Here is a 19,874-nt window from a genome sequence, read left to right on the forward strand (position 1 = left end):
TACCGATGCCCAGTTACTCTACCGATGTCCAGTCACAATGTAGGCAACACGCTTACCAATATTGGTGGCATGGTCTGCCATTCGCTCTAAATGACGGATCACTAGCACCAGCAACACGATGGGTTCGATGGTGCCTTTAACATCAGTTTGTCCTGCCAAATGGTTATAAAGCGTTTCATAGTCCGAATCAACCGCATCATCCTTAATTTTAAGATCAAGACCGGACTCAGCATCCAGGTTAGAAAGAGACACTAGACCCATCGCCAGCATTGCCCGACAGCGATCGAGCATCGTCTGCACCTGCTCCATACAGGCTGGAACTGGATAGGGGAAAAGCTTAATGGCTATTTCTCCTAAGTCTTCCGCATAGTCGCCAATGCGCTCCAAATCTCGAACCAGTTGCATGAGCGCACTTAAGAGCCGTAAGTCTTGGGTAACCGGAGACTGGAGCGCTAATAAATTAATACAGTCCAGTTCGATTTGACGATACATGCGATCGATTTGTTTGTCTTGCAGATAAATCTGCTGAGCTGCCGCCAGATCACGTTCAAATAATGCCTTGCGAGACAACCAGCAAGAATTTTCTACTAACGCGCCCATCCGCAGTACATCTTTTTGTACTCGTCTTAGCTGACGTTCAAACTGAACACGAGTGGGTCTAGCACTGTCCAATGGTTCAAGCTCCCACATAATCAAGAAGAAGGGGTAGTAGCCCTTAGAAAAATCAATAAGTCAGACGAATTTAGTTAATAGTTTGACTAATTTGCCTAAATAGTCTCATTATCTAAAAACTTTCAGAAACGTCCTTCCGATAGAATTTTGTAATATATTCATCATTTTTATACATTTCACTATACATAGGAGGGGTAAAGGTAACGTTAAAGCCTGAAATGCCAGCTAATACCTTATCGACAGAAACAATGTTTGAAAGTATGGAATGTAACGAATCTCTGACTTTCTCTGTTACATCATGTGACAAACAAGTCCAGGCTGTACCAATTTAGTCGACATTAATGAAAACTATTGCCAATTTTTCCTCTTACAGGGCAATTGAGCATATTATTGTCTACGAGATCAGGAGCTTTCAACAATGACTTTATCAGACACTCAAATCTACGTTGCGTTGGTGGTTGCCCTTATTCCTGCTGTTTTAGCGTTCCGGTTATCAACCGAACTTTATAAGTAGGATGATTTTTTAACCTTACCTCTACTTCATAAGACTAGAGGTAAGGTTAAATCTAGCTAGGCTCTTTCAAAAAAGGGCATCATTTGGTTGATATCCTCAAGGACTCAGTAAGGTCAGGGTGTCGGGTCAGTTAAGTATTTTCACGGATTTCGCAGCAGGCTTTGTCAGCCAAAATCTTCACCATCATGAATGCACTCCAACCCCATAGACATCCCTCTCCCCCCGCACAACTGCCTCGCCGTCGAGTCTCTAAGCGCATCCGTCGTCAAAAATCTCACCTCCCCCATCGCGCGATCGCCACGGAGGTAACGACAAAGCTCGGAGTTAATCTCTTACTATCATTGATTGCCGTGACTGCGTTAGTTAAGCTTCTGCCCTATAACCTGTCGCAACAAAACAGCTTCAAAGAGCTTCAGGCAAAGATAGCTGAGACAGAGAGCCGAGTCGATCGCCTCCAGGCAAATTTTAATCATCACTTTGACCCCAAGCAAGCGCGATCGGTAATGCAGCAAGAAAGCACCCGGATTGAGCCAGGGCAACACCAAATTGTTTGGACAACCCCTCAACATGCCACCGCTCAGCAGCCTACAGAAAGAACTGAGGGAAATCTACCGCTTGCTCAAACCCAGCCAACAGAGACTCGTATCCCCAATGCAGAGGCTGCATACCGAGAAACCCCCTCATTCCGGTAGCAATATGCCATTTTGCGCCGTGTCACTATTATTGGCGAAGCGACTAAACATTGGCGAAGCGACCAAAAGCCTCTCACAGGATTTTAGAAATTAGCACCCTAATATTCTGTAGAGAAAAACTTCTGGAATGCGTAATGTCATCACCCATGAATACAACGAAGTTGAGCTTGGAAGTTGATCTTGATGAAGTGTGGATCGTCAATGCAAATCTAACCCAGCTATTGAATTATATTGAGCCTTTGGTTTTACTTAAAGATGATGAAATGCGCAACGGTTGAAATCAGACAAAGGTTGGTTCTTTAGATGTGGCTAGTACGGAAAGTGACGTTCGTTCCTTCGTTAGATTGTTCTAGAACCAATAGTGGCGTTGGCTTTGCCTTCTGATCCCAGTGCATAGAAGCAATTCGTCCTTGAATCGTAGGCTGCCAGTTCGCATCGGCGTTCTGGCTCATGTACTTTTGCATACATTCTAAAATTTGGCTGATGGTTGCAGAAGTTGGCTGTGTTGGGATTTTGGTCAGCTTAATTTGGATTCTGAACAATACTCTTTTAGAGCCTTTAGGTGAATTTGGCGGCTCATACACAACATCAAAAATTTCATCCACAGGACGAGGAGCGCTACTCACTCCTACTAAGCCCTGTTCAGCTTGGGAGGGTCGCAGCGCCACCGAGATTTTCTCTTTAATACGAATCTTGATCTGGTTCACCATGGCAAAGTGAAACTGTTCTTCTTCCATTCGCATTCGCAAGTAGTCTAAGTTAAAATCCCGCGAGTGAATGAGATCGGGGTTTTTCTCCATCTTGCTAATGGTATCAAGCGCCAGCTTTAGCTTTTTCTGAAACTCTTGATTTTTAAATTCTTCAAACCTTTTTTGCTTTTTCAGTTGGCTAATTTTAACCTTAGTAAATAGGGCTAATCCAACAAGCCCTACAGCCAAGGCACCTGAAGTAAACATCCAAACTGGAGGATGGGCAGATTGAGGGGACGCTGCGGTTTGAGCTAACTTGGTTTGGGCTAGAAGGAGTGGGGCTGACATACGCATCTCATGCCAAGAATTTGACTATGTTAATCAGTCTGATTATTCAATTAGTTTTAAGATGCCCAGCAACTCTTCAATCACACCATGCTTTTACAATTCCATGCTTCTGCAATTTACCTAGTCCACCTTGCCCGATATCCTCTGGCATCAATGTGGCAAAGTTCGGGATATTCAACATAGCGACCTAATCCCCCTGTCCACCAAGGATCTAAAGCCCGATAAAGTTGGTCACCTGAAAGCCCATCACAGTAAAAGTCGATCGCATCGCCGGCAATATGGCGACTGAGAGATACGCCTCCTACTTCGCGGTTAATGTCGGGTGGACGATACCAACTGGTGACGCGGAACGGACGATTAATGCGATCGCGCCCTTGCTGCGCCAATTTTGCAATCCGGACGATCGCATCCACCGTTTCTAAATTGGGCGGCATACGGGTACCGCCATGGGTTGCTTCTGCCCAAGTAAAACTGCCATTGACAACGATTGAGGCGTGCATTTGCAAATTGTCGGGTGTCCAGCGGCTAGGGCGAGGCGGCAAGGACAAAGGTTCGGGGCGAGGCGAGGCATCGGGAGAGTCGCGGCGAGCGCCTTCCATGCGGCGCAAATCGTCGAGGAGAGACTGAATGCATTTGTCGCGAGTCTCTAAACCACGCCAAAGCTGAACTAATCGGATCAGGGCTTCGCGCTGCGGTTCGGTTTCACGGTACTGGGTCGGCAACCGCTTCAGAAAGTTGAGCAATTCTCGATCAAGCTGGGCAGCAGCATTGGCAAGTGAGCCAGGATTAGGGTTGCTAGAAGACAGGACTTGAGGATCAATTCCTAGTTCTTTTAGAGCAGTGCTGCGGGAGTCGAAACCGCGCCAGAGCCGGAACCCCTCAGTGATGGCGTTGCGCTGGTCGCCTTTGCCTTGAAAGTACTGGGGAATGCGCTGAATAAATGCAATCAGGGCTGAGTCGATGATTTTGATATTGGTTTCAGCAGAAGTGTTATCGCCTAGGGAGGCGATCGCCTCTGCCCGCGAATCGAGTCGTCGCCAAAGCTGGGTCAGCCGTAACAATGCTTCTCGCTGGTGCGGATAGCCTGCGTAGAACGGTGAAATTTGAATGATGAATTGTACCAAAGAGCGATCGAGCCCTGATTCATCTAGATTGGCAAGGCTTGAGTCGGTTTCGCTTAGCTGGAGGATAGAAGCGATCGCTGCCGTCCGAGTCTCTAACTTGCGCCAAAGCCGCACTGCCTCTAAAAGAGCATCCCGTTGATAGGCAAGGTTAATAAAATATTGAGGAATTCGCTCTGCAAATGTGATTAATGCCTTATCGAGAAACGCTAAATTTTGAGGCAATTGGTCTGCCTTAAAATCGGCATTGATATCACTGATATACGCCTGCACAAGCATCTGCCCATCCACCGATTCTAACTGCGCCGCCGCCGGGTCGCTGGCAGCTGGGTTAAACCCCTTAGCTATTGTTTGAATAAAGCGATCGGTATAGCGTCCTTGCTCAGGACTCCAGAGATCTTCACCCTTCCAGCCCTGCGCCGTCAGTTTATCAGTCATACTGCGAACGGTATTAGCGGCAAATTGCACCTGTCCAGGGAAAGTGTTCACTTGGTCAGGCGTAATACGATTGGCAGGCGCAATTCCTAAACCCACCTCACCATCGCTGAGTAAAGGATGGCGATGAACTGCATAAAGTGCTGCTAGAACGGACTTATGGATACCTGCCCGCTCTGATTCACCGAGGTAGAAGTAATTGCGTTGGTCTGCATTCAATCCCGTCATGGCTGAATCTTGCTAAATTTCTAAGATGCTGATAAATGGTAAGTGAATTTATCAGTTTGGCGGTCAAGTTTGTGAAAATTATCAACGAATTCCCCATGCTCCTTCCTCTGCCCTTAACATTTCCACAAGTCCGCCTTGTTGCTACTGACGTAGACGGCACATTGACCCAGAACAGTAAGTTTACGTCGGCGCTCCTTATCGCACTCAATGATTTGGCAGCCGCAGGAATACCTGTGTTGCTGACAACCGGGCGATCGGCAGGTTGGGTGAATGGATTAGCAGAGTATTTGCCTGTTGTGGGAGCGATCGCCGAAAACGGAGCCATATTCTACAAGGGTCAACATAGTGAGCTTCTGGTGCCTATCACGGATCTTGTTGCCCATCGACAAGCCCTCGCTAAAACCTTTGCAAGTTTGCAAGCCGCCTTTCCTCAAATTCACGAGTCCTCAGACAATCGTTTTCGGATGACCGACTGGACATTTGATGTCAAAGGGTTAAGCGTTGCAGAGTTGAAGGAATTAAGCGATCGCGCTCATGACCAAGGTTGGGGTTTTACCTACAGCACTGTACAGTGTCATATTCGGTTAATGCAACAAGACAAAGCAAATGGGTTAGAGCAGGTTTTGCAGCGATATTTTCCTGAATTGACAAAGGAGGAAGTCGTCACAATTGGCGATAGTCCCAATGATGAGAGCTTATTCAATGGCGATCGCTTTCCTGTTTCAGTGGGAGTGGCGAACATTCGGCACTACATTGATCAAATTAAATACAAGCCTAGATTTGTGACTCAAGCAGCCGAAGCAGAAGGTTTTTGTGAACTAGCTCGATTGCTGATCGAGCAGTCTTGATTAACGCCTTAGCAGTTAAATTACGATAGAAATTAGAACTTTGCTGAATAGGGAAATAGCATAACTACGGAGTTCAACGCACTGCTGCCCGTTTCGCATGGCGACAAAGCGCAGGTATGAATCGTCGGGACACGGGAGCAGGTGATGCATTTAACGAACGAGTTTTACGTCAAAAAGATCGCCAGCGACCCTTGCGGTGTCTGCGAAGCAGCGCGCCTCCACTTCATGTCCATCATGCACCGTTTGCCAGCGGCAAGTACATGAGTGTTTTAGTACGATAGGACAGCGTTTCAGGAGCGATCGCATTCTATGTCGTCGCTCTTGCAAAAGCGATTACGCACTCTACCCTGCCATTGTGAGTGCTTAACCTGCTAATTGCGCGTCCTACACTGCCATTGGAACCTAAGACAATCGGATTGCGACTCCAGGCATTGCCTTTGTCCTGCTGACGATTACAATTGTCAACCGATGCAATGCAAATGTGACTCGATACAACGCGAATGTGACTGGATACAATGCGAATGTGACTCGATACAACGCGAATGTGACTGGATACAATGCGATCGCGGGGCAGTTCCTTGTAAGCATTAGGCGTTGCTAAACAAGAAATGAGAGCAAATCATACTTGAACTCAGCGACACCGAATTTAGCTCTTCTACTTTCTTAGGGAAAGGGCTAGGGATTAGGCTTAGTTAACTGCGCAGCCAGAGAAACCTCTCCCCATACCCCTCTCCTAAAGGAAAGAGGCTTTGAAGGGGTTCATATTCCACAGTTTAATAAAGTAAAGTCCTCTATTGGCGATCGAGGTGCGTCAAAATTGGAGTTAAATCAAGGTGTTGCTTGACTTCATCTGCCAAAGAATCCAGCATTGCCTCCCGCTGCTCACGATAGTTAGAAATACCCGTGGGTAATGACTTTAAGCCCCGTTGCTGACGCAGACGGTTAAGCCACGCCCGCCGCCAAGGGCCATTATCAAAAATGCCGTGTAAATAGGTGCCCCAAACCGATTGAGTGATATCAACTACGCCTAAGTTAGGGTCATCAAATAACGGCTTGTAAGCGACTCCTCCTACCTCAGATTCGGTATCTATCAGATGACTCCGACCCTGGTGAATCTCGTAGCCTGTGACGGGTAAACCTGCCTGCGGGTAATTAGAAGTCACCACTCGCTGCCGCGCGACTTTTTGCCCAGTAATAATTGTTTTAAGAGGGACTAAGCCCAGACCTTTGTAGCGTCCTTCCTGTCCCTCCACGCCTTCTGGGTCAGCCAACATTCTGCCCATCATTTGGAAGCCGCCGCAAATCCCCAGAACAGTGCCACCCGCCGCCGCATAATTTTGGATAGCTTCTGCCATTCCAGTGCGCTGCATGGCAATCAGGTCGGCGATCGTGGTTTTTGAGCCAGGCAAAATTACAGCATCGGGATAGCCCAGCGAATCTTTGAGGCTGATGTACTTCACGGTGACACTGGGTTCAGACTCTAGGGGGTCAAAATCGGTGAAGTTAGAGATGCGAGGAAACCGCACCACCGAGATCGAGATTTCGCTGTTGGAATGAGAAGCATTGCGATCGACCAATGACAGCGAATCTTCAGCCGGAAAAGCCTGATCCATCCAAGGAATAACACCCACAACCGGAATGCCCGTCCGCTCTTGGAGCCAATCAATGCCCGATTGCAAAATCGACTGTTGCCCCCGAAACTTATTAATAATGATCCCCTTCACAAGCGATCGCTCCTCCGGATCTAGCAGTTCTAGGGTACCGACCACGTGGGCAAACGCCCCGCCCCGCTCAATATCTACCACCAGTATCGTGGGTGCATTAAGATACCGGGCAATGCGCATATTGGTCAGGTCACGGTGCTTCAGATTAATTTCAGCAGGGCTGCCTGCACCTTCACAAATCACCAGATCGAACTCTTCACTTAACCGCTGGAGAGATTCTTCGATCGCCTGCCAACCCACATCAAAAAACTGTTCATAGTATTCTGCTGCCCCAACTCGCCCAGCAACCCGACCCTTTAAAATCACCTGAGAGGTCATGTCGCCTTGAGGCTTTAGCAAAATTGGATTCATTTCTACACGGGGTGTCACTCCAGCCGCCCATGCTTGCACCGCTTGAGCATGACCAATTTCGCCTCCAGTAGAGGTGACGTAGGAATTAAGCGCCATGTTTTGTCCCTTAAAAGGGGTGACTCGCCATCCCTGCCGACTTAAGATTCGGCATAATGCCGCAGTCAGAAGCGACTTCCCAGCATGGGATGTAGTTCCGACAACCATGATGGCTTTCATTCAAGACCTCCAGGAACATTACTTAATCCAACTCAGCTAAATCCAGCTAGGGACGCGGAGCCAACGACTCAAGGCATTATATAAGCGATCGCCCAAAGATGGGGCAGGCAAGGATTTTCCCAGATTTTGCCATTTTTCGACTATTTGATGTCCTAAAGGAGTCAACCTAAAACTATCGGTCAGCCCTTGCCCATCAACTTCCCGCCGCAATAAACCCACCTGAATCAACCAAAGCAACTCGGTTTCTACCACAAGTTCTGCAACAGCACGGCGAGTATAGCCATTCCCCCAGCCTACTTTTCCAGCGATCGCCCTCAACTCCACACTCTTCCACCGCATCGTATTAAACAATGCCAATTGAAAAGGAGCACACCGCACTGCCCGCTCTGCCCGTTTAATCGTTTTAGGAGAGTATTGAATCGGCAAGGTGTAACCAAATTGAGATGAAGCCATAGAGAAATCCGCAAGAACTAGAAACCCGTAAAAACTCGTAGCGATAAGGCGATTATGACCGAAACCCCAAAATTTATCTATCGCTTATCTGATCATGTTGCCCTAGGCTAGAGGGAATCTATCGATTTATGCAACATTGGGATAAAGATTCTGTGATGAAAGACGAAGCGTTTGGCATTGTGCCAATTTTTGTAGAAAAAACGAGTGAATCAACTGAGATACAATTTTTGCTGATTCGCCATTGGGCAGGGCATTGGGGCTTTCCGAAGGGGCACGCCGAACCGGGAGAAACGGCGATCGCCACTGCTTGCCGTGAGTTGGCAGAAGAAACAGGCATTCAGTCATGTGAAGTGCTAAATGATACTTCTTTTATTGAGCAGTACAGGTTTAAAAAAGATGATCAACTGATAAAGAAAACAGTGACCTACTTTTTGGGCATCGTTCAATCTAAAGCCGTCACTTGCCAAGAACAAGAAATCCAAGATTACACCTGGGTTAACTTTGATACTGCGCTAACAACCATTACTTTCGATCAAGCTAGGCGCATCTTGCAACGTGTTCAAGACTATTTGCAGGCTCATCCCTTATAGCTCTGGTTAATCCTCATCAAAACTTTATATTTCATCCTGAGACTGGCGATCGAGCTTCTGTAAAAATCATTCGTTTTGAAACTATTCTCAGAAGCTCGGTGATGCAAGTGCTTCAGTCCAACAAGAAATGCATCTAAAGATACTTCCGTCAAGCAACTAGGTTGTGTAGATTAAGTTATATTACAACTGTTCAACAAGCCTTCCTTTATAGAGTGGGCTTCGATCCTTTCGAGTGAGGAAATTTCTGTGACCCCATCCCTGCAAGCTTCAACTCTGGAACAAGTCATTGCCCAATTCTTTGAACGTTCTGTCGGTCAGTGGCACTCCGATCGCCGCTACTACACCTTGCCAGATGGAGACACCAAGGAAATGGTCAGCTTCATTACTATTCGTTTTCTGCATCAAGGCTGTGACTCACTCCGCCACTTGGCGCAACTCCACGAGTTAGCCGACGAAAGCATCATGACTTGTGGCACAGAAGTTACCTGGGACAGCAAAGATTCGGTTTCGGGGCAAAAGCAATCTCAGGGATCAACGCTATTTGGTGTCTCAAGTGACTTGCTATATCGCGATCGCGGCTTTGCCACCACCAAGCCCATCACAGCAAAGTACACCATGGCAAATCCTGAAACGCTTGCTCTCCGTACTGAATACAAAGGCTCAGTGTTTGAAGAAGAAGTCAGGCTAGTGGGGCAGAACTATCGCACCCGCCAAACCATCATTTCCCGCGCTGGAGAACAACAGATGATTGGGCAATATTTAGAAAAACGCATCAATGACTGAATTAAAGTAGCTTGAAAAGTAGTCAGAGCGTCAGGCACCCACAGGGGCAAAGTAGCTAGTAAAAAACTCTTAACCGTTAGAGAAGTTTTTGCTAACACTTTGCCTTCGCTTTTGTTACATTTTGCTGAATCGGTTCCAATCCGTTATAGGCTAGATTCAGGTTGAGGCAGTCTACCTAATACGACCTCACTTTGCAGTCATTTTTTAATCCCTTCTTGATTAATTTATTTAGATTATGGTGAAGTCACCCATTCGCGAAACCAAGCCCTTCAATGCTGTTCCTCCGACCGATTCGCGTGAGCGTGTTAGTGAATTTTTGAAGGGTTTACAAGATGAGATTTGTCAGGGGTTAGAGCGCCTTGACGGGCAAAAAACTTTTCAAGAAGAAAGCTGGACTCGAGAAGATGGGGGCGGTGGGCGATCGCGCGTTCTTAAAGCAGGCAAAGTTTTTGAACAAGGTGGAGTAAACTTTTCCGAAGTTTGGGGCAAAGATTTACCTCCCTCCATTTTGGTACAACGCCCCGAGGCTGCGGGTCATGGGTTCTACGCTACTGGCACATCAATGGTGCTTCATCCTCAAAATCCCTACATTCCCACAGTTCACCTTAATTATCGCTACTTTGAGGCTGGGCCTGTTTGGTGGTTTGGTGGCGGCATTGACCTCACGCCCTACTATCCCTTTACAGAAGATGTAGTACATTTTCACCAAACCTTGAAGGATGCTTGCGATCGCCACAATCCCAATTACTACAACACCTTCAAGCCCTGGTGCGATGAATATTTCTACCTCAAGCATCGCCAAGAAACCCGTGGCGTTGGCGGTATTTTCTTCGACTATCAAGATGGTGCTCCCTCCAAGCTTTATCGGGGTCCCGATGCTACAGGTTCTGCCGCCTATAGTGATGCGATCGGTGAGCAACCGCCGCGCACCTGGGAGGAAATATTTGCCTTTGTTAAAGACTGCGGGCGATCGTTCTTGCCAGCCTACGTGCCAATTGCAGAACGTCGGCAAGGTCAAGAATGGGGCGATCGTCAGCGCGACTTCCAACTCTACCGTCGGGGGCGCTACGTCGAGTTCAACCTCATCTATGACCGGGGCACCATTTTTGGACTCCAGACTAACGGGCGCACTGAGTCTATTCTGATGTCTCTGCCACCCTTAGTTCGGTGGGAATATTGCTACCAGCCCCAGCCCAATACGCCCGAAGCACAGCTTTATGAAACCTTTCTGAAGCCGCAAAATTGGCTAGGCGAGCCAGCGATTACTTAATCAAATCCGAAAAATCTACAAAAGAGTTGGGAGGGTGAACTAAAATTTACTCTCTTAACTCTTTTTAATGTTAAAAGTTAAAACTCTACCTGTAGAGAGAACAAACCCTACCTTGGGCAATCTAAGTATGTTCAATTGGCTTTATTTTTGCGGCAGCGCTGAGAATGAAGTGCGCCTATTTATTCGGTCGTAAAGAGAGGTAATATTCCAAATGGAGCAAACAATTCACGCAGCGCCAGGCGGCAAAACCGTCATCGTCCTCACTCCCAGCGGACGGCTTGACATCACCACCGCTTGGCAGTTCCGCCTCAAATTACAAGAATGCATTAACAAAGTGAGCTCTCACATTGTTGTGAATCTGGGGCAAGTCAATTTTATTGACAGTTCTGGTTTAACGTCACTTGTTGCCGGAATGCGAGATGCAGACAAAGTAAACGGTAGCTTTAGCCTTTGTGATGTGCATCCAGAAGCCAAACTTGTTTTTGAAGTTACCATGATGGACTCAGTATTTAAAATCTTTGAAACTGAAGCAGAGGCTCTAGAAGGTTCTGTCCACCCTGTTGCCACTTAACAAGCTGACCGCAAAATACTCATTCTCTACACTCAAATTACAAAATTAGCTTCATATCCTAAGAGGTAAGGATGCAATCCTTTGGCATTTATACTCTGGCGAACGATCCTGTCCTCGATCAGCTCATTGCACTTCTCAACAGCATTGAAGTAAATGTTGGCGCCCAGATTCCAGTTTGCATCATTCCTTACGACGATCGCCTCACCCAAGTTAGACAAGAAATTGCCGAGCGTCCTCACGTTAGCTTGTTTAATAATTCCGCTGCCATTCATCGCTGGGAAACCTTTGCCCAAGAAGTCTGGGCAGCCCATCCCCAGGGCAGCCGAAAAAGCTCAGCCTCACTTGTAAAAGTGAGAAAACATGCCCAGCGCCGATATGCTGCGTTCGACGGTGAATTTGAAAAGTTTGTTGTCTACGATGCAGACTGTCTGGCAATGAAGCCTTTAGACAAGGTTTTTGCAAAACTGGATCATCACGATTTTGTCTTTGACGATTGGGAACATGCAAAGCCCGAATCAGCAGCGGCACTTATGTTTCCGCCAATTGAACAAGCAATGCAGCTAACAGCCGCAGAGATTCAGACTCAAATTCATTGCTCTAGCTTTTTTGGCTCCAAGCGCGGCTTGTTTGATTCACACAAATTATCAGAACTTAAGCAAAAGCTGGTCGAGCAACAGGAAGTCAATTGGATCAATGGGATTGCTGAGGCATTTCTATTTAGCTACCTGACCCTGCGAGGAGAATACTCTCTGTTTAACTTTACCCTCAGCCCCGACAGCCAAGACCGAACAGGCAACTGTGCCGACGCTGACCGCTTTGTTGAAAAAGATCAAATTCTCTATAATGCCGATGGCTTAAAGCCGATTCACCGTATTCACTATATGAATTATGGAGCAGAGAAATTTGCGCGTTTGGCACAGGGAGAAAATGTCGGAATGCGATATCAGGAGATGTTTCTGCTTTACCGTTTTCTAAAAAATCCTCATCAAACTCCTATTCTTAGCTCTCCTAGCTTTTGGACTCAAGTCTACCGAGCGTCTCGCACCTTGACCAACAAGATCAGCCGGAAAATCAGCCGTCCTTAATCTTAGGTTTGATTTGTCATGAGTTATTTTCAGCATTTCCTCATTACTCGGATGAATGTTGATTGGGATGTGTTGAAACTGCGATCGCCCCAAGAGCGCAACAGTCTCGAGTTCTTGAACCATCGATTCAATATTTTTGAAAAAACTTGCTATCCCGCTATTAAGGCTCAAACGAACCCAAACTTTATTTGGCTCATTCTGTTTGATGTCGGTTTGCCAGAAGAATTTAGAGAGCGCGTAGCGAAGTATGAGCCTACTCTTAAAATTACTCCGGTCTACATTGACAGCAAAGAGACGTTCTTAATGATGCTCAGAAGTGCAATTACTGCTCATCTTTTACCTAGCACCAATCATTTAATTACCACCAACATTGACAGCGATGATATCCTGTCTAACAATTTTGTTGCAGCAACACAGCAGCAATTTAGAGAGCAAGACTTTGAATTTATCAATTTCCCCTTTGGATACCTCTACCGCTTTCAGGAACAAAGGCTTTATTTGCGAGAATGGCTGACCTCTCCTTGCCATACTCTCATTGAACAGCGGCAGAATTTTCAAACGGCATTAACCTATCCTCACCACGAAGTTGCCAGCAACAAAACTCGCCAGGTCATTACCTGCCCGATGTGGTTGATGACGGTTCATGGTGAGAATCTCAGAACTCAGTTTGATGTGAGCGCTGCCTGGCAACCGATCGCTCGATTAAATAATAACTTTTGCTCAGAAATTGATTTTCCGAAGCAGAACTGGGCTAAAACGCTGAGGGAGACATTTAGAGAAGTCCTCGATGTTCTCTCTAGCCGAAAGATCTGGGATAATTTACAGGTTAAAGCCAGAAAAATCACGAACATTTTGTTTCCTCCATTGATTCGCGGTCTAAGGAAGCTGAGATATCGCTAAAACAATCTGCAAATTCTGGTCAACCGAGTCTTACTTCACCTACGCTTTAGGAAAGTGGAACCGTTTTCAAGAATTTTGTATGCCAGTCATCCCTCAAAAGCCTACCCCTGCTGATTTATCTTTGCCAACTCTGCTCGAAACCTACACGTTAGAGGTGGGCGGCATGAAGTGTGGTGGATGTGTGCGAGCTGTAGAAAACCAACTTACCCAGCAGCCGGGAGTGATGACTGCCACTGTAAATTTGGTTACAGAAGTTGCAATGGTGGAATGTCTGCCAGGAGCCGTTGACCCTGAAATATTGGCGCAAAAGCTGACGGAAGTCGGCTTCCCGACTCAATCACGGCATCAGGAAATAGAGACTAACACGGGCATTAGTCCTGCTGAACGACAACGGCTAGAAACTCGGCGGCAAGTGAGCCAAGCCGCGATCGCCATCTTGCTCCTCGTTCTTTCTGCCCTGGGTCACTTAGAGCATTTTGGCATTCTGATTCCGGGACTCAGCAATATTTGGTTTCACTTTGGGCTAGCGACTGTAGCGCTCTTATTTCCAGGGCGATCGCTCCTGATAGATGGTTGGAACGGTCTGCGCCACAATATTCCCAATATGAATACCTTAGTCGGATTGGGCACTCTCACTGCCTACAGCGCTAGCACGATCGCCTTGTTCGTTCCGGCTCTGGGCTGGGAGTGTTTTTTTGACGAACCTGTCATGCTGGTCGGCTTTATTTTACTAGGACGCACCTTAGAGCAACAAGCGCGCGGTAGGGCAGCAGCAGCGTTTCAGTCCCTCATGGCATTGCAGCCTACGGTTGCTCGATTGGTGAAAGATACGAAGGGAGCCACCACCTCTGTAGAAATTCCAGCAGCACGGGTCAAGCTGGGAGAATGGTTGCAAGTGTTGCCAGGAGAAAAGATTCCGGTAGATGGGGAAGTCGTGACCGGACAGACTACCGTGGATGAGTCTATGCTGACGGGTGAGGCATTGCCTGTGCTGAAGCAAGCAGGAGAGGCTGTGACGGCTGGTAGTTTGAATTTATCTGGGGCAGTCGTATTAAAAGCCACGCGAATTGGACGAAATACAACGTTGGCAAAAATTATTGCTTTAGTTGAGGCGGCTCAGACCCGCAAAGCGCCCATTCAAAAGTTGGCAGATACGATCGCCGGATACTTTACCTATGGTGTCATGGCGATCGCTGTGCTCACATTTCTGTTCTGGTACTTTGTTGGCGCACCCCTTTGGGCAGACCAAATTTTTGCAGGGCAAAGTGGGCTGATGAGTGGGCATATGAATGGGCACATGGTAATGCATTCCAACCCGCTTATTCCGGTCAATCTAGTGCCGTCGCCCCTTCTTCTTAGTCTTAAATTAGCGATCGCCACCCTCGTCATTGCTTGCCCTTGCGCCCTCGGATTGGCAACTCCGACCGCCATTCTAGTCGGCTCTAGCATTGGTGCAGAGCGAGGATTACTAATTCGGGGTGGAGATATTCTTGAGAAAGTTCATCAGATTGATACATTGGTTTTTGACAAGACGGGGACGTTGACAATGGGAAACCCAAAGGTTACAGATTGTCTGTCCTTTAACCCCGAACTTTCGCCAACAGACCTGCTTCAACTAGCAGCTACAGTTGAGAGCGGCACCCAGCATCCTCTAGCCAGAGCTATTCAAAAACAGGCAGAAGGTTTGGCGCTACTGTCTGCTCAAAACTTTCTGACCGAACCCGGATTAGGCGTTTCGGCAATGATCGAGGGGCGTTTGGTGGTTTTGGGCACTCAGGACTGGTTGCGACAACACGACATTCAGGTTGATTTGTTAAAAACTCAAGTAGAGGCAGCAGGAGCGATCGGGAAAACAGTCATTTATGTGGGTGTAAATGGACAGTTAGCTGGATTAATTGCTGTGCAAGATACGCTGCGAACCGATGCTCAGCAGACTGTTACAGAACTGCGAAAAATGGGATTGCGGGTTATGCTGCTGACGGGTGATCAGCAGGCTGCGGCTGAGGCGATCGCCTTGCCTTTAGGTTTTACCGCTGCCGATGTTTTGGCAAACGTTCAACCTGCTGGCAAAGCCGCTGCGATCGCTCAGCTTCAGGCAAAGGGGCGACAGGTAGCCATGATTGGCGATGGTATTAATGATGCTCCGGCATTGGCACAAGCAGAAGTGGGGATTGCCATGCACTCTGGAACAGATGTAGCGACAGAAACGGCAGGAATTGTATTGATGCGCGATCGCCTCAGCGATGTAGTAGAGTCGATTCGGCTGAGCCGCGCAACCTTTAACAAAGTCCGCCAAAATCTCTTTTGGGCATTTGCCTATAACGCTTGTGGCATTCCGATCGCGGCAGGCGTTCTGTTGCCTGCTTTCGGCATCTCCCTCAGCCCTGCTACTGCTGGCGCACTAATGGCGTTTAGTTCGGTCAGTGTAGTCACCAATTCTCTACTGCTTCGCCGCCAGTTCCCTAGCTGTCTATAGGGTTTTCTAGGTGCAAGCAAAAGCAAAGGCGACCTGTTCAGGTCGCCTTTGCCAATCTATATTATGAGCCAATTATGAGTCAGGCTGATGGAGGTCAGGCTGCTGCTCGTGACCTACCAGAGCGCAGGAACAGGAGCACTTCTGCCGCCGCCATTGCTGTTGCCATTGTTGCGACTGCCGCTATCACTGTTGACAGGCGATCGGCTGAAAGGTGAAGAGAATGCGGGAGGAATAGGTTCTTCAGTAGGCACAATGGGAGCCGTTAGCACCGAACTTTGATAAGGATTTTCTAGATCAGGAGTACGAATGAGCGGATCGTTACTCACTTGCTGAGCCAAAGCATCTTCATAAAGACGATTTACGGCTCTACCATCAGCAGCAATTTCATTTTCGGGGAAAGGGCCGAGAAACCAGGTCAAGTTGTTTGGCACTTGACGATTACGGTAAAAGTTTTCGCTATTGCGGAAATAGGCATCTTCAACTGCCTGAGGAAGAGTTCGGACTGCTTCAGCAGAAGGTTGCACGGCTGGCTGAGCATTGGCAATAGTGGCACTGCCAATCAAAACAATGGGGGTGGCGATCGCCATTAAGCTCAATACGCCCATAAACCTAACGCCCATAAATACTTCTCCTCACGCAATTGTTTCAACCGTTTTAGGCTTAATATCGGTTCTAAGCTTCATTCCAGAGTGCCCAAAATCTTCGACTTCTTTCCCAAGCCTTTGTTTTTAGAGTTCTGATGAATCAGCTTCAATCCATCATAAAGTCTATGATTGGGAGTGGCACAAAAGCTATAAAAATTTGCTCAAGCATTGACTTTTCTGCTCTCAAGCCTAACGCCTGCCAATTAGTGACTTAATAATCTTTCTGTTTATGCATCATTCAACCTCTGTTCCCCTGGCTATCACTGCTGACTTGCCCACACTGCGCCAGCATTTGCTGGATTTGTTTTGCGAAGTCGCTTATCAAGAAGGCGATTTTGTTTTGTCTTCGGGGCAACCCAGCACATACTACATCAACAGCAAGCAAGTGACTCTGCATTCCTGGGGTGGGGCGGGCGTAGGACGGATTTTATTATCTTTATTGCCAGTCGATACAACCGCCGTCGCAGGGCTAACGTTAGGAGCCGATCCCATGGTGACAGCAGCTAGCGTTGTTGCAGCCTATGAGGGGCGATCGCTCACGCCGCTGATTGTTCGTAAAGAAGCAAAAGGGCACGGCACGCAAGCATATATTGAGGGTCCAACGCTGCCCCCCAAAACGAATGTTGCAGTTTTAGAAGACGTAGTGACCACAGGGCAATCTGCTCTAAAGGCGGTGGAAAGGCTCCGGCAAGCAGGCTATGAAGTCACTCAGATTCTTGCACTGGTCGATCGCCACCAAGGAGGCGCAGAGCTTTATCACCAGGAAGGACTAGCTTTTCAAACCGTTTTCTCAATTAAAGATTTGCAAATCCGCTGGGCAGAGTTGCATCCGTAGCCAAATTTCTGTAGCCAAATTATCGGGCTAGATCACAACAACGACTCAATCATCTGGTTGGCTTGAGATTCATAGCTGCCACCAAAAAGGTTGAAGTGATTGAGGACATGGTAAAGATTGTAGAGAATTCGCCGCTGCGGATAGCCCGCCAGGAGAGGAAAGGCTTCATTGTAGGCGCTGTAGAAGTTGGCAGGAAAACTGCCAAAAAGCTGGGTCATAGCAATATCAACCTCGCGATCGCCAAAATAAGCCGCCGGGTCAAAAATTACGGCTTCTCCCTGCCGAGTCACAGCAGCATTACCCGACCATAAATCACCATGCACTAATGAAGGCTGGGGTTCATGCCCAGCCAAAATTTCGGGCAGTGCCGCTAGCAACTTTTCCGCCTGCGGAAACCGTCCCCCTTTGCGGCGAGACAGGTGGAACTGATAGCCCAAACGATGCTCAGTAAAAAACTCTAGCCAGCTTGTCTTCCACGAATTAATCTGTGGCGTGGAACCAATAGTGTTGGACTGCTCCCAGCCAAAGCCTTGAGAATGAGTCACCCGATGTAAGGCTGCCAAATTTTGCCCCATTTCCTCCCAGGCTTGATGATCGCCATAACCCAGGTCAAGCCATTCCAACACAATGTAAGCAGTCCCATCAACAGTGCCCCAGCAAATGGGATGTGGCACGCGAATCGATTTCGCAGCTGCTATTTGGCTCAGGGCTAATGCCTCGGCTTCAAACATAGCAACGCGGCTTGCCTGATTAATCTTGACGAAATAAGCCAAAGTAGAAGCATCTGAGCGATCGCGGTTCGGAGCAGAGTCAGACAGTGCATAAGCCTGGTTGATGCTGCCGCCACCCACGGGGCGACGATGGTTGCCTTGAAAGTTTTGCCCAGTGACCTGCCGAATATTGGCTGTAATTTGATCCCACATTTCAGCTTCAAACCTTCTCAACTCAAAGTTTTAGAACTAGGTCAAGACTTGGGCACTAAGGCTTCATGATGACAACCCGATAAGCTTCTGACGAAAGATACTGCTGAACGGCTGCTTGAACATCTTCGGCAGTAACCGACTGGATTAATGCCGGATAGTTAAAAGCAGGCACCAAGTCGCCCATAATGGCTTGGTAGTAGCCATACAGCCCCGCCCGATCGCTCGGCGTTTCGTTACCAAACACAAAGCGGTTGGCAACTAAAGTCCCTACCCGATGAATTTCGTTGGCGGTTACTAGCTCGGTCTGCAAAGTCCGCATCTGTTGGGCGATCGCAGCTTCTACCGCCGCCAGGTTTTCTGTAGGCAACTGGGCAGAAATATAAAATAAGCCTTGGCTAATGTAAGTCATATTGCTGACCGAAACGCTAGTTACTAAGCGCCGCTCTTCCCGTAAATCCTTAATCAAGCGTGCGGTTCTTCCCCTTGCCAAAACAGAAGACAGAACGTCCAGCGCGTAGGTTTGAGGCAGATCGGTCATCCCAGGAACGCGCCACATCATGACCAAGCGCGCTTGCTGCAAAGTTGGGTCAGTATATTCGTCGCGAGTAATAGTTGTGAAAGGCGCTTCGGGGCTAGAGTCAGGAACTTCAGGAATGTAAGCTGCTATCTTCTTAGGCTGGGGGGCTTGAGAGGCAGAAAAGCTTTCAGCCACAATATCAATGAGCTGATTCACTGGCAAGTTGCCCACAGCAACCGCAGTCATAGATTGAGGACGATACCAAGTTGCGTGAAAATCTCTCATTTGCTGAGGCTTAAGATTTTCTACGACTGCTGCTGGACCTAAAACGGGGCGACGGTAAGGCAAGCGTTCAAACCCAGCTTCCATAGAACGGTAAAAGGTACGCCGCCGAGGATTATCTTCAGACCGCCGAATTTCTTCTAATACAACCAAGCGTTCCCGCTCGAAGGCTTCATCTGGAATGGCAGCATTAAGCAGAACTTCGATTTGATAGGGCGCTAAGGCTGCAAAATCTTGCGGCGCTGTAGTGATGTAGTAGTGCGTATAATCCTGGCTGGTAGCGGCGTTTGTGACTGCTCCGCGCTGCTCGATGATCCGCTCAAACTCACCACTCTGCAAGCGATCGGTGCCCTTAAAAATCATGTGCTCTAAAAAGTGAGCCATCCCATTAATATCATCAGACTCAACCGCCGAACCCACTCCTAGCCAGATATTGAGATTCACAGCATCGACGGGCACTTGTTCAGCCACAATGGTAAGACCGTTGGGCAAGCGATGGATCGTAGGAGCGTTAAGGGAAGGAGAAGTAGATTCGAGCAGGGTTAAAGTCATTATTTATCTATGGTTATGGTTCGACCAGCGGTATCTTTATTTATCTTAATCGTTGAAGTGAAAACAGAGGAAGCACAGTTGCCAACCTTATAAACAGTTCGAGAAGTGTCTACTCAAAATCGAGTAGGGTTCTGTCCTTTAGTAACCTTTTTTAG

Annotated in this window: 20 protein-coding genes; 12 read left to right on the forward strand and 8 right to left on the reverse strand. The window is 47.7% G+C overall.

Translation table 11 applies throughout. The features are described 5' to 3' along the window. Nucleotides 1-18: 18 nt before the first annotated feature. Nucleotides 19-690: a phosphate signaling complex protein PhoU gene (gene phoU / locus KME11_04090; protein MBW4514383.1), complete on the reverse strand. Its 672-nt coding sequence runs from the start codon at nt 688-690 to the stop codon at nt 19-21. A 400-nt stretch (nt 691-1,090) separates the two neighbouring features. Here phoU and KME11_04095 point away from each other — a divergent pair, with 400 nt between their 5' ends. Together KME11_04095 and KME11_04100 are read left to right on the forward strand one after the other, a co-directional pair. Beyond that, nucleotides 1,091-1,186, forward strand: coding sequence for a photosystem I reaction center subunit XII (locus KME11_04095; protein MBW4514384.1), 96 nt, complete (start codon nt 1,091-1,093; stop codon nt 1,184-1,186). 185 nt (nt 1,187-1,371) lie between these two features. Beyond that, nucleotides 1,372-1,878, forward strand: a complete 507-nt coding sequence (locus KME11_04100; GenBank protein MBW4514385.1) for a hypothetical protein — start codon at nt 1,372-1,374, stop codon at nt 1,876-1,878. Nucleotides 1,879-2,177: 299 nt separating this feature from the next. Here the strand turns inward: KME11_04100 and KME11_04105 are convergent, their stop codons facing one another. Together KME11_04105 and KME11_04110 are read right to left on the reverse strand one after the other, a co-directional pair. Then, nucleotides 2,178-2,921, reverse strand: a complete 744-nt coding sequence (locus KME11_04105; protein ID MBW4514386.1) for a hypothetical protein — start codon at nt 2,919-2,921, stop codon at nt 2,178-2,180. 110 nt (nt 2,922-3,031) lie between these two features. Beyond that, complete coding sequence (locus KME11_04110) at nt 3,032-4,699, reverse strand: peptidase M15A (protein ID MBW4514387.1); 1,668 nt, start codon at nt 4,697-4,699, stop codon at nt 3,032-3,034. 95 nt (nt 4,700-4,794) lie between these two features. Here KME11_04110 and KME11_04115 point away from each other — a divergent pair, with 95 nt between their 5' ends. Beyond that, complete coding sequence (locus KME11_04115) at nt 4,795-5,547, forward strand: Cof-type HAD-IIB family hydrolase (protein ID MBW4514388.1); 753 nt, start codon at nt 4,795-4,797, stop codon at nt 5,545-5,547. A 116-nt stretch (nt 5,548-5,663) separates the two neighbouring features. Further along, nucleotides 5,664-5,828 carry a hypothetical protein gene (locus KME11_04120; GenBank protein ID MBW4514389.1) on the forward strand — a complete coding sequence of 55 codons (165 nt, stop codon included), beginning with the start codon at nt 5,664-5,666 and terminating at the stop codon, nt 5,826-5,828. A gap of 510 nt (nt 5,829-6,338) precedes the next feature. Here the strand turns inward: KME11_04120 and cobQ are convergent. Then, nucleotides 6,339-7,838 (reverse strand): cobyric acid synthase CobQ, encoded by a 1,500-nt coding sequence (cobQ, locus tag KME11_04125; protein ID MBW4514390.1) that lies wholly within the window; start codon nt 7,836-7,838, stop codon nt 6,339-6,341. A gap of 36 nt (nt 7,839-7,874) precedes the next feature. After that, on the reverse strand, nt 7,875-8,291 hold the full coding sequence (locus KME11_04130) for a hypothetical protein (protein ID MBW4514391.1): 417 nt from the start codon (nt 8,289-8,291) through the stop codon (nt 7,875-7,877). Nucleotides 8,292-8,446: 155 nt separating this feature from the next. On the opposite strand from KME11_04130, the gene KME11_04135 reads away from it, so the two are divergent. The 7 genes from KME11_04135 to KME11_04165 all read left to right on the forward strand — a co-directional run bounded on the left by KME11_04135 (nt 8,447) and on the right by KME11_04165 (nt 15,966). Beyond that, on the forward strand, nt 8,447-8,881 hold the full coding sequence (locus KME11_04135; GenBank protein ID MBW4514392.1) for an NUDIX domain-containing protein: 435 nt from the start codon (nt 8,447-8,449) through the stop codon (nt 8,879-8,881). A gap of 246 nt (nt 8,882-9,127) precedes the next feature. Beyond that, nucleotides 9,128-9,664 (forward strand): phycobiliprotein lyase, encoded by a 537-nt coding sequence (locus KME11_04140; GenBank protein ID MBW4514393.1) that lies wholly within the window; start codon nt 9,128-9,130, stop codon nt 9,662-9,664. A gap of 235 nt (nt 9,665-9,899) precedes the next feature. Further along, nucleotides 9,900-10,934: an oxygen-dependent coproporphyrinogen oxidase gene (gene hemF / locus KME11_04145; GenBank protein MBW4514394.1), complete on the forward strand. Its 1,035-nt coding sequence runs from the start codon at nt 9,900-9,902 to the stop codon at nt 10,932-10,934. Between the two features lie 211 nt (nt 10,935-11,145). After that, a complete protein-coding gene (locus KME11_04150; GenBank protein ID MBW4514395.1) occupies nt 11,146-11,505 on the forward strand; it encodes an STAS domain-containing protein in 360 nt (119 codons plus the stop codon). A 71-nt stretch (nt 11,506-11,576) separates the two neighbouring features. Continuing rightward, complete coding sequence (locus tag KME11_04155; GenBank protein MBW4514396.1) at nt 11,577-12,590, forward strand: hypothetical protein; 1,014 nt, start codon at nt 11,577-11,579, stop codon at nt 12,588-12,590. An 18-nt stretch (nt 12,591-12,608) separates the two neighbouring features. Continuing rightward, nucleotides 12,609-13,490, forward strand: a complete 882-nt coding sequence (locus KME11_04160; GenBank protein MBW4514397.1) for a putative rhamnosyl transferase — start codon at nt 12,609-12,611, stop codon at nt 13,488-13,490. Nucleotides 13,491-13,569: 79 nt separating this feature from the next. Beyond that, the gene (locus KME11_04165) at nt 13,570-15,966 is read left to right on the forward strand and encodes a heavy metal translocating P-type ATPase (protein ID MBW4514398.1); all 2,397 of its coding nucleotides are present in this window, start codon (nt 13,570-13,572) and stop codon (nt 15,964-15,966) included. Nucleotides 15,967-16,079: 113 nt separating this feature from the next. On the opposite strand, the gene KME11_04170 is transcribed toward KME11_04165, so the two are convergent. Next, on the reverse strand, nt 16,080-16,586 hold the full coding sequence (locus KME11_04170; protein MBW4514399.1) for a hypothetical protein: 507 nt from the start codon (nt 16,584-16,586) through the stop codon (nt 16,080-16,082). Nucleotides 16,587-16,839: 253 nt separating this feature from the next. Here KME11_04170 and KME11_04175 point away from each other — a divergent pair, with 253 nt between their 5' ends. Beyond that, nucleotides 16,840-17,445 (forward strand): orotate phosphoribosyltransferase, encoded by a 606-nt coding sequence (locus KME11_04175; protein MBW4514400.1) that lies wholly within the window; start codon nt 16,840-16,842, stop codon nt 17,443-17,445. 32 nt (nt 17,446-17,477) lie between these two features. Here the strand turns inward: KME11_04175 and KME11_04180 are convergent, their stop codons facing one another. Together KME11_04180 and KME11_04185 are read right to left on the reverse strand one after the other, a co-directional pair. Next, nucleotides 17,478-18,368: a fructosamine kinase family protein gene (locus tag KME11_04180; GenBank protein MBW4514401.1), complete on the reverse strand. Its 891-nt coding sequence runs from the start codon at nt 18,366-18,368 to the stop codon at nt 17,478-17,480. Between the two features lie 55 nt (nt 18,369-18,423). Beyond that, nucleotides 18,424-19,719, reverse strand: coding sequence for an insulinase family protein (locus KME11_04185; GenBank protein MBW4514402.1), 1,296 nt, complete (start codon nt 19,717-19,719; stop codon nt 18,424-18,426). Nucleotides 19,720-19,874: the final 155 nt, after the last annotated feature.

Source organism: Timaviella obliquedivisa GSE-PSE-MK23-08B, assembly GCA_019358855.1.
Taxonomy (GTDB): domain Bacteria; phylum Cyanobacteriota; class Cyanobacteriia; order Elainellales; family Elainellaceae; genus Timaviella; species Timaviella obliquedivisa.

Coding starts and splice junctions, on each gene's coding strand:
- phoU (MBW4514383.1), bottom strand. CDS start 690: ATGTGGGAGCTTGAACCATTGGACAGTGCTAGACCCACTCGTGTTCAG.
- KME11_04095 (MBW4514384.1), top strand. CDS start 1,091: ATGACTTTATCAGACACTCAAATCTACGTTGCGTTGGTGGTTGCCCTT.
- KME11_04100 (MBW4514385.1), top strand. CDS start 1,372: ATGAATGCACTCCAACCCCATAGACATCCCTCTCCCCCCGCACAACTG.
- KME11_04105 (MBW4514386.1), bottom strand. CDS start 2,921: ATGCGTATGTCAGCCCCACTCCTTCTAGCCCAAACCAAGTTAGCTCAA.
- KME11_04110 (MBW4514387.1), bottom strand. CDS start 4,699: ATGACGGGATTGAATGCAGACCAACGCAATTACTTCTACCTCGGTGAA.
- KME11_04115 (MBW4514388.1), top strand. CDS start 4,795: ATGCTCCTTCCTCTGCCCTTAACATTTCCACAAGTCCGCCTTGTTGCT.
- KME11_04120 (MBW4514389.1), top strand. CDS start 5,664: ATGAATCGTCGGGACACGGGAGCAGGTGATGCATTTAACGAACGAGTT.
- cobQ (MBW4514390.1), bottom strand. CDS start 7,838: ATGAAAGCCATCATGGTTGTCGGAACTACATCCCATGCTGGGAAGTCG.
- KME11_04130 (MBW4514391.1), bottom strand. CDS start 8,291: ATGGCTTCATCTCAATTTGGTTACACCTTGCCGATTCAATACTCTCCT.
- KME11_04135 (MBW4514392.1), top strand. CDS start 8,447: ATGAAAGACGAAGCGTTTGGCATTGTGCCAATTTTTGTAGAAAAAACG.
- hemF (MBW4514394.1), top strand. CDS start 9,900: ATGGTGAAGTCACCCATTCGCGAAACCAAGCCCTTCAATGCTGTTCCT.
- KME11_04150 (MBW4514395.1), top strand. CDS start 11,146: ATGGAGCAAACAATTCACGCAGCGCCAGGCGGCAAAACCGTCATCGTC.
- KME11_04155 (MBW4514396.1), top strand. CDS start 11,577: ATGCAATCCTTTGGCATTTATACTCTGGCGAACGATCCTGTCCTCGAT.
- KME11_04160 (MBW4514397.1), top strand. CDS start 12,609: ATGAGTTATTTTCAGCATTTCCTCATTACTCGGATGAATGTTGATTGG.
- KME11_04165 (MBW4514398.1), top strand. CDS start 13,570: ATGCCAGTCATCCCTCAAAAGCCTACCCCTGCTGATTTATCTTTGCCA.
- KME11_04170 (MBW4514399.1), bottom strand. CDS start 16,586: ATGGGCGTTAGGTTTATGGGCGTATTGAGCTTAATGGCGATCGCCACC.
- KME11_04175 (MBW4514400.1), top strand. CDS start 16,840: ATGCATCATTCAACCTCTGTTCCCCTGGCTATCACTGCTGACTTGCCC.
- KME11_04180 (MBW4514401.1), bottom strand. CDS start 18,368: ATGTGGGATCAAATTACAGCCAATATTCGGCAGGTCACTGGGCAAAAC.
- KME11_04185 (MBW4514402.1), bottom strand. CDS start 19,719: ATGACTTTAACCCTGCTCGAATCTACTTCTCCTTCCCTTAACGCTCCT.